This window comes from Cryobacterium sp. CG_9.6, from assembly GCF_029893365.1.
GTDB lineage: Bacteria > Actinomycetota > Actinomycetes > Actinomycetales > Microbacteriaceae > Cryobacterium.
The window spans coordinates 2,919,165-2,932,774 of sequence record NZ_JARXUZ010000001.1 but is presented as its reverse complement, the minus strand read 5'-3'; the positions used below and the strand labels follow the sequence as shown (position 1 = coordinate 2,932,774).

The window sequence follows — 13,610 nt, the reverse complement described above, 5'->3', positions numbered from 1 at the left end:
CCCTCATAACGCAGCGGGTGTCACCATGGAGGTCCAGTGAAGCCCATAGCTACGGCTCGCCAACGCATACCCAGAATGATCATCATTCTGTTCAGTTTGCTTTTCGCAGCCCTCAGTCTGTCCACACTCTCAGCGAGTCCCGCACATGCAGATGAGGTGGGAACAGAGTACGACTACAAGATCTCCGGCAACGTGAAATACAACGGTGATCCGCTCGACGGCGTGAGTATCAGCGTCAAGGGTGGTGGATACACCGCCGATGTGGAAACGGGTGCCGACGGCAAGTGGTCGATCGGCGTTCCCGAAGCGGACACGTACGAGGTCACCCTCGACGAATCCACCCTCCCCGACGGTGTCATCGTCGCCGAGGGCGGTAACGTGCTCGAGACCACATTCGGCGCCACCAAGGTGAAGTCGGTCAACTTCTTCCTCGGTCAGGGGGAACGCGTCACAGTGAGCTTCCTCGACCAGTTCATCAACCGGTTCGTGAATGGGCTCAACTTCGGTCTGCTGCTTGCCCTCGCGGCGATCGGGCTGTCGCTCATCTTCGGAACCACGGGCCTGAGCAACTTCGCCCACGCGGAAATGATCACCTTTGGTGCCTTGATGACCCTCGTGTTCGGAGTCAACTTCGGGCTTCCCATTTGGCTGGCCATCCTCATCGCCATCGCGTTGAGTGCTGGCCTGGGGTACAGCCTCGATGCGGTCATCTGGAAACCGCTGCGCCGCAAGGGTGTGGCGCTGGTTCCACTGATGATTGTGAGCATCGGGCTCTCGCTGGCGTTGCGCTACCTGTACCAATTCTTCTTTGGTGGCAGCACGATGCAGCTTCCCGGAGCTGGCATGGCGAAGATGCGCTTCGGTCCGATCGCGCTGTCGCCCATCGACCTCGCGAGCATGGGCATCAGCATCGTTGTTCTCCTCGCTGTGGCCTACTTCCTGTTGCGCACCCGCATCGGTAAGGCCACCCGAGCGGTGTCTGACAACCCGAGCCTGGCATCGGCGAGTGGTATCGATGTGGACAACGTCATCCGCATCGTTTGGGTCGCCGGTGGCGCATTGGCCGGACTGAGCGGGATCCTCTGGGCCTACTTCCGCCCCGGCGTGAGCTGGGACATGGGGTTCCAGATGCTGCTCCTCGTTTTCGCAGCCGTCACCCTCGGTGGCCTCGGTACCGCGTTCGGCGCTCTGATCGGTTCGATCATCGTTGGCCTCTTCGTTGAACTGTCAACGCTGTGGCTTCCTTCCGACATGAAATATGTCGGTGCACTTGTCGTTTTGATCCTGGTACTGCTGCTTCGGCCGCAGGGCATCATGGGTCGCAAAGAGAGAATTGGCTAGGGGCGACCATGATCGACTGGGGAGCAATCTTTAGTAACGCAGCCGTCGAGCTCATTAGCCCGACCACCGCGGCCTATGCCCTTGCGGCACTGGGCCTCGCGGTTCACTTCGGTTACACCGGACTTTTGAACTTCGGCCAAGCCGGATTCATGGCGCTCGGCGCCTACGGGTACGCCATCTCCATCCTCACGTTTGGGTTCCCCGTGTGGGGCGCCTTCCTCGTGGGTGTCGGGGCATCCGTTGTCTTCGCTCTGATCCTGGGCATTCCTACCCTGCGCTTGCGGGCGGATTACCTGGCCATTGTGACGATCGCGGCGGCCGAAATTGTGCGACTGCTGTTCACAACGAACACCTTTGCCGCGGTCACCGGATCGGCCAACGGGCTGAGCGGCTACAAGAACGAGTTCGCGGCGCTCAACCCGATTCCGCCGGGAACCTACGGCTTCGGTCCGTTCACCAACAATGAGTACGACTGGTGGCTGCGCATTGTGGCCTGGTCGATCGTGATTCTCGCTTGCCTGCTCATATGGAGCATCATGCGCAGCCCCTGGGGCCGCGTCATCAAGGGAATCCGTGAAGACGAGGATGCCGTGCGTGCGCTCGGCAAGAACGTGTACGCGTACAAGATGCAGTCACTTATTCTCGGTGGCGTGTTCGGCACGATTGCCGGAATGATTTTCGCGCTTCCGCGGGCCGTGGTGCCGTCGAACTACATGACGACACTCACCTTCTTCATCTACGCCATTCTGTTGCTCGGTGGCGCCGCGACGATTCTTGGACCGGTCATCGGTTCGATGATCTTCTGGGTGCTGCTGTCGTTCTTCAGTGGATTCATTGCCCGTGCGGTGGAAGCGGGATGGTTCCCGTTTATGACCAGCATTCAAGCTGGCCAGGTGCGTTTCATCCTGGTAGGAGTCGCGATTATGCTCATAGTCATATTTAGACCGCAGGGCATCTTCGGAAACAAGAAGGAGTTGGCCTTTGTCCAGTAGCGAAAGCCTCAACATTCCGGCCGGATCCGCCGCACCAGCTGCACCGGTCGTTCCGACTGGGAAGCCGATCAAGAGCGTTGATCTGCATATCGGAGCTGCAGAACCCGGTTGCAAGAAGCGCGACCCGATTCTGGTTGTCGACAAGGTGAGTCGCACCTTCGGCGGTCTCACCGCCGTTGACGTGGATCACATCGAGATTCCCCGCGGCGCAATCACGGCTCTGATCGGGCCCAACGGTGCCGGCAAGACGACGCTGTTCAACCTGCTCACCGGCTTCGATAAGCCCGACACGGGCAAGTGGACCTTTGACGGTCGTCCCGTGGCCGGGGTTCCGGCCTACCGGGTGGCACGGATGGGACAGATTCGCACGTTCCAGCTCACGAAGGCTCTCGGGCTGCTCACGGTGATGGACAACATGCTGCTCGGTGCCAAGGGTCAGATCGGCGAGAACATGCTTCGCGCCATGGTTCCCTTCCTCTGGCGTAAGCAGGAGATCGAGAACGAGGCAAAGGCTCTCGATCTCCTCACCCGGTTCAAACTCGACGCCAAGAAAGACGACTACGCCGCCAGCCTGTCCGGCGGACAGCGCAAGCTGCTCGAAATGGCACGGGCGCTGATGAGTGACCCCACGCTCGTGATGCTTGACGAGCCGATGGCCGGGGTCAACCCCGCTCTGACACAGTCGCTTCTCGATCACGTGCTGGGCCTCAAGGAGCAGGGCATGACCGTGCTGTTCGTGGAGCACGATATGCACATGGTGCGTCACATCGCCGACTGGGTGATCGTGATGGCCGAGGGTCGTGTGGTCGCCGAGGGTGACCCGCACGAGGTCATGCGCAACCCCGCTGTGATCGACGCCTATCTGGGCCAGCACCACGATGAAGACCTCGGCGAGGACCTCTCGGCCGAGACAGAGCATGTTTCAGCGATCAAGGAGTTGCTCGATGACGAACGCTAGCCCCCTCGCCGAGCCGGTGGCGGTTCCCACCCGGGAGGCCGTCGTCGAGGTGAAGAACGTCACCGCCGGGTACGTCCCCGGGGTGAACATTCTGAACTCCTGCTCCCTCACCGCCTATGATGGCGAACTGATCGGAATTATCGGTCCGAACGGCGCCGGCAAGTCGACGCTGCTGAAGTCGATCTTCGGGCAGGTCAAGGTTCGCGACGGTGAGATTCTGCTCCGTGGCGCCAACATCACGAACCTCAAGGCCAACAAGCTGGTCTCACAGGGCGTCGGTTTTGTTCCGCAGAACAACAACGTGTTCCCCACGCTGACTATTCGGGAGAACCTCGAAATGGGGATCTTCCAGAAGCCCAAGGGGCTTGTGGAGCGGCTCGAGTTCGTCACGGAGATCTTCCCGGAGTTGGCCAAGCGGATGTCTCAGCGTGCCGGTTCGCTCTCCGGTGGGGAACGCCAGATGGTGGCCATGAGCCGGGCCCTGATGATGGGCCCGCACGTGCTCCTGCTCGATGAGCCGTCTGCAGGACTGTCCCCGGTGCGGCAGGACGAAGCGTTCCTGCGCGTGAAGGAGATCAACAAGGCGGGTGTGACCACGATCATGGTGGAGCAGAACGCCCGTCGCTGCCTGCAGATTTGTGACCGCGGATATGTGCTCGACCAGGGACGGGACGCCTACACGGGTACCGGCCGCGAGCTGCTGAATGACCCCAAGGTCATCGGCCTGTACCTGGGAACGCTCGGTCAGGACTAACGACCGTTGGCCTGTCGAGGCCTGCACAGAAGCGGCGTCCGGCCTCAAGCCGGGCGCCGCTTCTGCGTCCCTGCTCCGCCGCGCCCGCGCCCGAAACGGGCCGGGGCTACGGTACCCGGCCGCCGCCGCCACTCAAATGGGAGCGCGCTAAGGTAACCGGCGTAGCGGTCACCGAAACCGGGTGCGCCCACGCCGTCAGCGGGCCCGGGGGACACCCTCGGCGTGCAGGAAGGCCCCGAAAGCGGTCAGATCTCGGGCCAGCGGCCAGTCCCAGCGGCTGAAGGTTGGACCGCACGCTCGGATTCGGTCCTCGCGGCGCTTCTCGTTCATCACGATTTCTGCGATCGACAGCCCCTGGGTGAACTCCTCTTTCAGGTACTTGCCCAGTCCATCGAACTCACCCGCCCGGTTGATGCGCCGCCAAAAGAAGTCCACGAACCCGATCAGCCCGTGCGCGTCGTCGAACCGCACCTGTAGTTCCGGGGCCATGAAGCCCAGAAGAAAAATGTGCGCACGGCTCACAGATTCTCCACCTGAATCGGACTGTGTGCAGGCGAACTCAGCGGCTCGCTGGGCTTTTGTGCGGCCCACAAGGCGCCGCGGACCCCGGAGAGCGTCGAGCGCGCACTCGAGGTCGTCGCGTGTCGTGAGGGCTGGCCCGCGACGCGGTACGTGAATGGATTTATCCATCATGGCCACAGCATCGGGGAAGGAGAGGATTCTGGCCATGGCGACAGCGGTGTGTGCCACCGGCGTCACCTGGAGTCCCTCGTGGGTCACGATGGTGCCCGGCGTGGCGGAAGGGTGACGCACGATGCCGTGGCGAGAACGACCGCCGGGTGCTGCCGGAGTCTGCACGTGGACATCTGCTGGCCAGGTGGACGGTCGAGGCAGGCCCCAAATGGCTGCCGCCGAGTAGTGGGAGAAGACAGGAGGCGCGGCGCTCACCGCGGCGAAGGCGCGAATTCGGCAGAGGTAACGGGCGTCAAGGTCGAGGTCCGCCCACTCGCGCGCATTCATGTACACGCCGTGACGCAGCCGGATGATGCGCTTCTGGTCGAAGGCTGTGCGCAGCTCCTGCTCGAGGCCCAGAGCGGCGGCTTCCGATCGTAGGAGGAGGCCGTCGGGGCGCCGGAGCGCCTGGACGAAGGTGTTATCGGGTGCCGGTGGTGAGATCATGCAGTGAGGATGTCACCGCCCGGCCTTCAGAAACGTCCCGGGGAACGATCGGTGGATAACTTTTCGGGCAGCAGGCGCTGAGCGCGCCCCATATTGGTGGGCGCTACGGGAAACGCGCGCCGCCGCCACTCAAATGGGAGCGCGCCACGGTAACCGGCGTAGCGGTCACCGAAAGCGGGCGCGGCGACAGGCGCGCACCAGCAGAGGTGGCCGTGCCGCGCAGCAGGCCCGATCGCGGGCGGCGTTCAGGCGCGCGCCGATAGAATAGCAACACCATCTTTTAGCCTCAGGAGTCGTGACAATGGTTGATGTTCGACGGGTCAAACTTCCCGGCGTCGGTGTGCTGCACACCTTCATCACGGATGACGGCGGCAAGGTGGGCGTCATTGCCCACCGCTCCGGTCACAGTGATCTCATCACCTTCGCGGACGATGAGGGCGGCCCCGATGCCGACAAGGTCTCGCTGCGCCTCAGTGAAGACGAAGCGCACACCCTGGCCGAACTGCTCGGTGGCACGCAGATCACTGAATCACTCAGTGCGCTCGACCAGATTCCCGGCCTGAGCATCGACTGGTTCTCGGTCGACTACGAAGACCATATCGCCGGGCAGCCCCTCGGGAACCCCGCCGATCGCGGTATCGCCGGACTCACCGTCGTGGCCGTCGTGCGCGGAGAATCAGCCAATCCGGCACCCGCTGCCGACTTCAAGGTCTTCCCCGGCGACACCCTCGTCGTGGCCGGTTCACCGGAGAAGGTTGCGAAGGCCTTCGCCTTTTTCCGTACCGGAGAGGTCGCATCCAGGACCGTCACCGCCCCGCCCGGAGGCTAGCCAATGCACCTGGGCGAAGACCTCATCACTCTCGGCATTCTGCTCGTCGTTGCATACATCTTTGGTCGGCTGGGCAAACTCATTGGCCTGCCTTCGATCCCGATTTACATGATCGTCGGGCTGCTCGCGAGCCCCTACAGTAACTTCTTCCCGCTTGACTTTGAATCCGGCGACATTGAGCTCATCGCCGTCTTTGGACTGATCCTGCTCCTGTTCAGCCTAGGCCTCGAGTTCGACCAGGAGGAGTTCTTCGGCAACGCCAAGACCCTGCTGATTTCGGGTGGTTCGTGGGTGCTCATCAACATGGGAGCCGGGTACGTCTTCGGCCTGCTCGTGGGGTGGGGGCCACGGGAGGCCCTAGTGATTGCCGGCATGACCGGCACGTCCTCCAGCGCAATCATTACGAAGCTCTTGATTGAGCTGCGCCGCCTGGCCAACAAGGAAACGCCGATGATCCTCGGCGTGACCGTGGTGGGTGACATCTTCATCGCCGTGTACCTCTCTATCGTCTCGGTAGTACTCAGCGGCAAGACCGAGGTCTGGCCCATCGTGCTCCAGTTGTCGATCGCCTTCCTCTTTCTCGTGGTCATGTTCTCGCTGGCGCGCTGGGGTGGACGGGTCGTGTCCCGGCTGGTGCGAACCAAAGACGACGAACTGTTCACAATTTTGTTCTTCGGCCTCGTTATTCTCTTCGCCGGCATTGGTGAGATTATCGGGGTAACGGATGCCATCGGTGCGTTCCTCATCGGCGTCGTGCTCGGTGCCAGCAGTTACCGCTCCAAGATTGAGCGTGTTGCCGTCCCGCTCCGGGATATCTTCGCCGCCTTCTTTTTTCTCAACTTCGGACTTGCGCTCAACGTGGCCGAGTTCGGCTCGGTCCTGCAGATCGTGGTCATCGCGGTGATCATGACCTTCGTGCTGAGTCTCGGTTCCGGAGCCCTGCTGGCCTGGCTGCACAAGATGGGCGTGCGGGAAGGAGTGAACACGGCGGCGATCTTCGTGAACCGCGGTGAGTTCACGCTGATTCTGGCGACCCTCAGCGTGAGCGCCGGACTCGATCCGCGCCTCCAGCCCTTCGCCGGGCTGTACGTACTCACCATGGCTATTTTGGGTCCGTTGTTTGCGGCCAACTCGGAGAAGATCGGCGCACTGCTGAGCCGGAAACTGCCGGGGAGGCCCAAACGGCCGCACGATGCCATGCTGAATGAGGAGATTGCGCTCGTTGAGGCGGCGACCAAAGAACAGGCCGCGGAAGCGCACGAGCGTGGACGTCGGCGTGCGTCCGACGACACCGCGACTACGGTGGCCAAGTACGCAGGTGCCACGGGCCGCACCGCCAAGCCGGGTGCGCGCGACGACGACACCGCGGGAGGCACGGGCACTCAAGCCGGCTCAGCGGGTGAGCAGGCGAAGACGCGCGGTGCCGACGAGGCCGAGGCCGAGGCATCCGCCCCCAACGCCGTGGACGCGGCAATGATCGCCATGCTCGAGTTCGCGAAGGACCGGCCGGACCCTCGTCGATCGCCGCCAAAACGGCCTGCGCCCGACCCGGATTCAGACAAACCTGCACCAAAACCACGAACGGGTGACTACACGTGATTGAGATGATGAGACGCCCACGGTGGGTGCTCGCGCTACTGCTCGCACTGGCGATTGCCGCGGCCTTCGCCGTGTTGGGGCATTGGCAGCTGGCGCGGGCCATTGAATCCGGCGTCGTCGTGGAGCGCTCGACCGAGGTGGTGCTGCCCCTCACCGACATTGCCCAGCCCGACGTTCCGTCGACCCAGATCGCGACCGGGCAGATGGTGAGCTTCGCGGCCACGGTTGTGCCCGGCGACGAGCAGATGATCAGCCAGCGGTTCAACGGGGGAATCCTCGGGTTCTGGGTGGTGAGTCACTACATCACGGATGAGGGTGCACACATTGCGGTGGCGCGCGGCTGGTCGGCCGACGAGGCCGGGGCGCGTGCCGTGATGGACGATCTCGCACAGGATGCCGCCGCGCCCGTGACCATAACCGGTCGCTTTCTGCCGGGTGAGGCCCCGGAGCTGCCCGATGAGGACGGCCCCTCCACCGTGCAGACGACGGTCGCGCCGTCCGCGCTCATCAACCTGTGGGCTAATTTCACCGACCAGTCCGTGTTCACCGGCTACATTGTCGATGGCGTGGCTCCGGCCGGCCTCGATGTCATTGACTCCCCGATTCCCGAGATCGGTGCCTCGCTCAACTGGCTCAATATCTTCTACGCCATCGAGTGGGTCGTTTTCGCGGGATTCGCCGTGTTCCTCTGGTATCGCCTCGTGCGCGACGCCGTGGAGCGTGAGGCGGAAGACGCCGAGCAGGCCGAGAAAGCGGCTGCGGACGCTCTCACCTCCGGCAGTTAGAATTAGCGCATGACCCGTTTACCCAAGCCCGCCGATATTCCCAAAATTCCCGGTGCGCTCCGGCTTTACCAGGTGTCGTCCATCATTACGGGTGTGTTCCTGCTCCTCCTGTGCGCCGAGGTGGTGGCCAAGTTCATCTACGGCTACGAGGTCGAGATGAACGGCACGAACGGTTTTCTCGCGCTCGTTCCCACCGGAACGGTGGCCGCGATCAACGTGAGCACCGCCATCCTCATCATGCACGGCTGGTTCTACGTGCTTTACCTGTTCGCTGACTTCCGCCTGTGGAGCATGATGCGCTGGCCCATCCCGCATTTCGCCCTCATCGCCCTCGGCGGAATCATCCCCACTCTGTCGTTCTTCCTGGAAGGCCCGTACACCCGCAAGGTTCGCCGCTTCCTCGCCGAGAATGACGCAAAGACCGCGGCCGCAGCTGCCGAGAAGGCCGAGGCTGCTTCGTGAGCACCCAGAAGAACGTGACAGCGGATGCCGCGGTGCCGGTCAACCCGTCGGGCATCGACCGTCCCGTGCTCGTGGTGGACTTCGGTGCGCAGTACGCGCAGCTGATCGCTCGTCGCGTGCGTGAGGCATCCGTTTACTCGGAGATCGTGGCACACACCATCACGGCGGCCGAGATCAAGGCAAAGAACCCGCTGGGCATTGTGCTGAGCGGTGGCCCGTCCAGTGTGTACGCCGAGGGTGCTCCCGCCTTCGATGCCGAGATCTTCGACCTCGGCATTCCCGTGCTCGGAATTTGCTACGGCTTCCAGGTGATGGCAACCGCTCTCGGCGGCACCGTGGCTCACACCGGTGCCCGGGAATACGGCTCCACCCCGGTGAGCGTAAGCGACCCCGACAACGTGCTGCTCGCTAACCAGCCCTTCGACCAGACGGTGTGGATGAGCCACGGCGACTCGGTCGCCACGGCCCCCGCCGGCTTCACGGTGCTCGCGTCGTCAAGCTCGACACCCGTGGCCGCGTTCGCAAATGACGAACGCCGGCTGTACGGGGTGCAGTGGCACCCCGAGGTGAAGCACTCCGAAAATGGCCAGCACGTGCTCGAGAATTTCCTGCATCGTGCCGCCGGAATTCCCGCCGACTGGAACAGTGGCAACGTCATTGCCGAGCAGGTGGCCAAGATCCGCGCCCAGGTGGGTACCGGAAAGGTGATCTGCGGCCTCTCCGGCGGAGTCGACTCCGCTGTGGCCGCGGCGCTCGTGCACAAGGCCATCGGCGACCAGCTCGTGTGCGTGTTCGTTGACCACGGTCTGCTGCGCGAAGATGAGCGTCGCCAAGTGGAGGAAGACTACGTCAAGGCCACCGGCATCCGCCTGGTCACCGTCGACGTGCGCGAGCAGTTCCTCACCGCGCTCGAGGGCGTGAGTGACCCGGAAACGAAGCGCAAGATCATTGGCCGCGAATTCATTCGCACCTTCGAGCAGGCTCAGGCCGAGCTCATCAAGGAATCCGCCGAGATCGATGGCGACCCGATTCGTTTCCTCGTGCAGGGCACCCTCTACCCCGACGTCGTCGAGTCGGGTGGCGGCAGCGGTACGGCCAACATTAAGAGCCACCACAACGTGGGCGGGCTGCCGGACGACCTGCAGTTCGAGCTCGTGGAACCGCTGCGTACCCTGTTCAAGGACGAGGTCCGCGCCATTGGTGCGGAGCTGGGTTTGCCGCCGGAAATCGTGCAGCGTCAGCCGTTCCCAGGACCCGGCCTCGGCATCCGCATTGTGGGTTCGATCAACCAGGAGCGTCTCGACCTGCTTCGCCAAGCGGATGCGATCGTGCGCTTCGAGCTCACGGCCGCCGGTCTTGACCGCGAGATTTGGCAGTGCCCGGTGGTTCTGCTGGCCGACGTGCGCTCGGTGGGCGTGCAGGGTGACGGACGCACCTACGGTCACCCGATCGTGCTGCGACCGGTATCGAGCGAGGACGCCATGACGGCCGACTGGACTCGCCTGCCGTACGATCTGCTCGCCAAGATCTCGAACCGCATCACTAACGAAGTGGATGGTGTGAACCGCGTCGTTCTCGACGTCACGTCGAAGCCGCCGGGCACGATCGAGTGGGAGTAGCACCGCGCTGACGCGCCCCTGGGCGCGACCACTTGCTGGTCGCGCCCGAGTGACGGTCGTGGCACGTGTTTGCGCGGCTGGCACTCCTTTTCCCGAGTGCCGTGCGCTCAAACGAGTGCCGCGCAGCCGGGAATGGGCGAGCTGGCCTCGCGGTCGTGCCGACTCACGGGTGCGCCTCAGTCGCTGGTTGAGCCCCTGTGACGGGCGTGGCACGTGTTTGCTCGGGTGGCACGTGTCGCAACGAGTGCCGTGCGCTCAAACGAGTGCCGCGAGCCGCAGCAGAGGCAGCGCGCGAGGGCGAGGGCGCGAGAGCGAGCTAGTCCTTGGGCGCCTTGAAGTAGCGACGCAGGGCAATGAAGACGATGCCGGCGAGAGCCGCCAGGGTGACAACGGCGCTGACGACATAACCGACGGTGCCCGTGCTGGGCCCCTCGGCGAGGAGAAGTGCGGGGAGTTCCATGAAGCTCATACCTCTATTTCACCACCGTTCGTCGTCGGCGCGACACCACGGGCGCATCCGGCGCACACAAAAGGCCGGCCCCGAAGGACCGGCCGATGCGTCAACGCCGAGGTTTAGTCGCCGCGCAGGATAGAGAAGATGCGCAGGAGCTCGATGTAGAGCCAGACAACGGTGAGGATGATGCCGAACGCGGCGCTCCAGCCATACTTGCTCGGGATGCCATTGTTGACGCCCTTCTGCACGAAGTCGAAGTCGAGCACCAGCGAGTAGGCGGCCATCACGACGGCGAGCAGGCCGATCGCGACACCGACCCAGCCGCTGCGCATCGTGTCGGCGCCGGTGAAGACCACCAGACCGAGGTTAATCAGCTGGAAGACGCCGTAGCCCACCATGGCGATGATGAAGATCTTGGTGGCTTTCTTGGAGGCCCGAATCTTGCCGCTGCGGAACAGGGCCAGGGTGACGCCGACAACCACAAGCGTGGCCAGCACGGCCTGCACGACAATACCTTCGGACTGGGTGTTGAAGATGTTCGAGATGCCACCGACGAAGAGTCCCTGGGCGGCCGCGAACAGCAGAATGAGCGGAGCGGACGGCTCCTTCTTGAACGTGTTGACCAGGCCCAGAACGAGGCCGGCAACGACACCTGGAATTATAAGGATGGGGAACATCCAGCCGATGGCGGCCGTCACGAGCAGCACGGCGAAGCCGATGCCGGTCTTGGTGATGGTGTCTTCGTAGGTCATGCGATCGGTGTTCTTCGAGCCGGCCGAAGGCTGGTCGTACATCGCCTGAAGTTCGGTGTTGGAAAGAGCCTTCGACGACGCTACTGCGCCCGGAGCGCCGAAAGCGGCGTTGCGGGAGAAAGCGGGGTTGGAGGTTGCCATGGGGTGAGCACTCGCAATCAGCTGTTGTGTGTAAGCGGCCCCGGAAGGGGATGTGCATTAAAGCTATCCGAAAGCAGCATGGAATGTGCTGAGGATCAGCGGCTTTACGCTGTGACCACCCGCGCCGTGGCGCGATCGTGCAGCAAGAGCTGACCCCACGCCGCCAGCCACGCTCCGGCAACGGTGGCGATCGTGCCGATGACGAGCGCCAGCAGGTTTTGCTCATAGTTTCCGAGCAGGATCTTCACGCCCACACTGGCCGCGATGGGCAGCAGCAGAACGACATACGTCAGGGTGGGTCGGCCCCGCACCAGCAGCCATCCGGCGAGCAGCACGGCGAAGGCACCTACAAACTCCACGCCACTCAGCAGGACCACTCCGGCTAACAGGCAGGGAAGAAGCACCACCAGACGACGCCACAACGCGCTGGGCAGCATCAGCCAGCCAATTCCCTGCAGCAGAGGGCCGATTGCCAGAAACCACAGGCTGTAGGTGCTGGACAGGCTTGTTGCGCCCACGCCCACGCACACCACGAGCAGCCCGATCGACAGCCGTTCCGGCGCGCGACGCCAGCCGTACCGCGGCGGTATGAGGGTATCGGTGGCTAGGTTCACGCACTGAGTCTGACAGGTGCGGTTAGCCTTGAGTCATGCAGACGTTGGTCATCGGGCATCGCGGGGCCAGTGGCTACCGTCCCGAACACACTCGGGCGGCGTACGACCTCGCGTTTCGGCTTGGTGCCGACGCCGTGGAACCTGACATCGTCGCCACCCGGGATGGGGTGCTGGTGGTGCGCCACGAGAATGAGATCTCGGGCACAACGGATGTCGCCTCCCGGCCCGAATTTACCGGTCGCCGCACCACAAAACTCATCGACGGCGCCCACCTCACCGGCTGGTTCACCGAAGACTTCACGTGGGAGGAACTGCGCACCCTGCGCACGCGGGAGCGGATGCCGAAGACGCGGCAGGCCAACACCACTTTCGATGGTGCGCAGCCGATGCTCCGTCTGCGTGATGTGTTTGCGCTGGTGGATGACGCCGCCGACGCCGCGCCGGGCACACGCGCCGGACGTCCGCTCGGGGTCGTCGCGGAGATTAAACATGCCACCTACTTCGCCTCGATCGGGCTGCCCCTCGACGAACTGTTCGCCGCCGAGGTACAGGCCGCCGGGTGGAATGACGGCCGGCTCGTGACGGAGAGTTTCGAGCTCGGGGTGCTGAGCCAGCTGGCCGCGCGCGGCATCCGCGGTGACCGTGTCTTTCTGCTCGAGAACGAGGGCCAGCCGCACGATGAAATTGCCCGCCACGGCACGGCGGCCGCCCATTTCACGCAGTACCTCACGCCCGCGGGGCTGGCCGCGCTCGCCGGGGTGGTGCAGGGAGTCAGCGTGCACAAGTCACGCATTGTGAAAACGGATGCCTCCGGTACCGTCGTGGGGTCCACGACCCTGGTTGACGAGGTTCATGCGGCGGGGCTGACCGCTTTCTGCTGGACCCTGCGGCCCGAGAACCGTTTTCTGGAGCCAAGCCTGCGGCGTGGTCGGCACGCGCCGCACTGGGGCCACTGGCAAAAGGAGTTCCGCACGATTCTCGCGAGCGGCATCGACGGTGTGTTCGCCGATCATCCGGACCTCGCCGTGCACCTCCGAGACACGCCCCTCGCGGCACAGGGCTGAGCGCGGGTCGTCACGCATCAGGCGCCCATTCCGGCGTCGCGTCGGGGGCATCGCCTAGAATTACAAC

The 13,610-nt window shown here is 63.7% G+C and carries 14 protein-coding genes; 10 read left to right on the top strand and 4 right to left on the bottom strand.

Annotated elements, in window-relative coordinates; all coding sequences use genetic code 11:
- Positions 1–75 precede the first annotated feature (75 nt).
- The 4 genes from H4V99_RS13465 (at position 76) to H4V99_RS13450 (ending at position 4,045) form a co-directional block, all read left to right on the top strand.
- On the top strand, positions 76–1,341 hold the full coding sequence (locus H4V99_RS13465; protein ID WP_280680135.1) for a branched-chain amino acid ABC transporter permease: 1,266 nt from the start codon (positions 76–78) through the stop codon (positions 1,339–1,341).
- Between the two features lie 11 nt (positions 1,342–1,352).
- Positions 1,353–2,333 carry a branched-chain amino acid ABC transporter permease gene (locus tag H4V99_RS13460; RefSeq protein ID WP_280680133.1) on the top strand — a complete coding sequence of 327 codons (981 nt, stop codon included), beginning with the start codon at positions 1,353–1,355 and terminating at the stop codon, positions 2,331–2,333.
- Between the two features lie 67 nt (positions 2,334–2,400).
- Positions 2,401–3,291, top strand: a complete 891-nt coding sequence (locus tag H4V99_RS13455; RefSeq protein WP_280680131.1) for an ABC transporter ATP-binding protein — start codon at positions 2,401–2,403, stop codon at positions 3,289–3,291.
- On the top strand, positions 3,278–4,045 hold the full coding sequence (locus tag H4V99_RS13450; protein ID WP_280679110.1) for an ABC transporter ATP-binding protein: 768 nt from the start codon (positions 3,278–3,280) through the stop codon (positions 4,043–4,045). Before H4V99_RS13455 ends, H4V99_RS13450 begins: the two co-directional genes overlap by 14 nt.
- A 195-nt stretch (positions 4,046–4,240) precedes the next feature.
- Here H4V99_RS13450 and H4V99_RS13445 read toward each other — a convergent pair whose 3' ends face one another.
- Positions 4,241–5,224 carry a hypothetical protein gene (locus H4V99_RS13445; protein WP_280679108.1) on the bottom strand — a complete coding sequence of 328 codons (984 nt, stop codon included), beginning with the start codon at positions 5,222–5,224 and terminating at the stop codon, positions 4,241–4,243.
- 301 nt (positions 5,225–5,525) lie between these two features.
- Here H4V99_RS13445 and H4V99_RS13440 point away from each other — a divergent pair, with 301 nt between their 5' ends.
- From H4V99_RS13440 to guaA, 5 genes are all read left to right on the top strand, one after another.
- Positions 5,526–6,053, top strand: coding sequence for a TrkA C-terminal domain-containing protein (locus tag H4V99_RS13440; protein WP_280679106.1), 528 nt, complete (start codon positions 5,526–5,528; stop codon positions 6,051–6,053).
- A gap of 3 nt (positions 6,054–6,056) precedes the next feature.
- Positions 6,057–7,652: a cation:proton antiporter gene (locus H4V99_RS13435; RefSeq protein WP_280679105.1), complete on the top strand. Its 1,596-nt coding sequence runs from the start codon at positions 6,057–6,059 to the stop codon at positions 7,650–7,652.
- Positions 7,653–7,657: 5 nt separating this feature from the next.
- Positions 7,658–8,437: an SURF1 family cytochrome oxidase biogenesis protein gene (locus H4V99_RS13430; protein ID WP_280680129.1), complete on the top strand. Its 780-nt coding sequence runs from the start codon at positions 7,658–7,660 to the stop codon at positions 8,435–8,437.
- A gap of 9 nt (positions 8,438–8,446) precedes the next feature.
- The gene (locus tag H4V99_RS13425) at positions 8,447–8,899 is read left to right on the top strand and encodes a DUF3817 domain-containing protein (protein ID WP_280679104.1); all 453 of its coding nucleotides are present in this window, start codon (positions 8,447–8,449) and stop codon (positions 8,897–8,899) included.
- A gap of 65 nt (positions 8,900–8,964) precedes the next feature.
- Positions 8,965–10,518, top strand: a complete 1,554-nt coding sequence (guaA, locus tag H4V99_RS13420) for a glutamine-hydrolyzing GMP synthase (RefSeq protein WP_280680127.1) — start codon at positions 8,965–8,967, stop codon at positions 10,516–10,518.
- A 316-nt stretch (positions 10,519–10,834) separates the two neighbouring features.
- Here the strand turns inward: guaA and H4V99_RS13415 are convergent, their stop codons facing one another.
- From H4V99_RS13415 to H4V99_RS13405, 3 genes are all read right to left on the bottom strand, one after another.
- Complete coding sequence (locus H4V99_RS13415) at positions 10,835–10,978, bottom strand: hypothetical protein (RefSeq protein WP_280679103.1); 144 nt, start codon at positions 10,976–10,978, stop codon at positions 10,835–10,837.
- A gap of 113 nt (positions 10,979–11,091) precedes the next feature.
- A complete protein-coding gene (locus H4V99_RS13410; protein ID WP_280679102.1) occupies positions 11,092–11,865 on the bottom strand; it encodes a Bax inhibitor-1/YccA family protein in 774 nt (257 codons plus the stop codon).
- Positions 11,866–11,969: 104 nt separating this feature from the next.
- Entirely contained in the window at positions 11,970–12,479 is a 510-nt protein-coding gene (locus H4V99_RS13405) for a hypothetical protein (protein ID WP_280679100.1), read from the bottom strand.
- Between the two features lie 35 nt (positions 12,480–12,514).
- Between H4V99_RS13405 and H4V99_RS13400 the strand changes: the two genes are divergently transcribed.
- Complete coding sequence (locus H4V99_RS13400; protein ID WP_280679098.1) at positions 12,515–13,543, top strand: glycerophosphodiester phosphodiesterase family protein; 1,029 nt, start codon at positions 12,515–12,517, stop codon at positions 13,541–13,543.
- Positions 13,544–13,610 lie beyond the last annotated feature (67 nt).

Bases quoted from the DNA above. Each gene is read 5' to 3' on its own strand.
- H4V99_RS13465 (WP_280680135.1), top strand. From the start codon at position 76: ATGATCATCATTCTGTTCAGTTTGCTTTTCGCAGCCCTCAGTCTGTCC.
- H4V99_RS13450 (WP_280679110.1), top strand. From the start codon at position 3,278: ATGACGAACGCTAGCCCCCTCGCCGAGCCGGTGGCGGTTCCCACCCGG.
- H4V99_RS13445 (WP_280679108.1), bottom strand. From the start codon at position 5,224: ATGATCTCACCACCGGCACCCGATAACACCTTCGTCCAGGCGCTCCGG.
- H4V99_RS13440 (WP_280679106.1), top strand. From the start codon at position 5,526: ATGGTTGATGTTCGACGGGTCAAACTTCCCGGCGTCGGTGTGCTGCAC.
- H4V99_RS13435 (WP_280679105.1), top strand. From the start codon at position 6,057: ATGCACCTGGGCGAAGACCTCATCACTCTCGGCATTCTGCTCGTCGTT.
- H4V99_RS13430 (WP_280680129.1), top strand. From the start codon at position 7,658: ATGATGAGACGCCCACGGTGGGTGCTCGCGCTACTGCTCGCACTGGCG.
- H4V99_RS13425 (WP_280679104.1), top strand. From the start codon at position 8,447: ATGACCCGTTTACCCAAGCCCGCCGATATTCCCAAAATTCCCGGTGCG.
- H4V99_RS13415 (WP_280679103.1), bottom strand. From the start codon at position 10,978: ATGGAACTCCCCGCACTTCTCCTCGCCGAGGGGCCCAGCACGGGCACC.
- H4V99_RS13410 (WP_280679102.1), bottom strand. From the start codon at position 11,865: ATGGCAACCTCCAACCCCGCTTTCTCCCGCAACGCCGCTTTCGGCGCT.
- H4V99_RS13400 (WP_280679098.1), top strand. From the start codon at position 12,515: ATGCAGACGTTGGTCATCGGGCATCGCGGGGCCAGTGGCTACCGTCCC.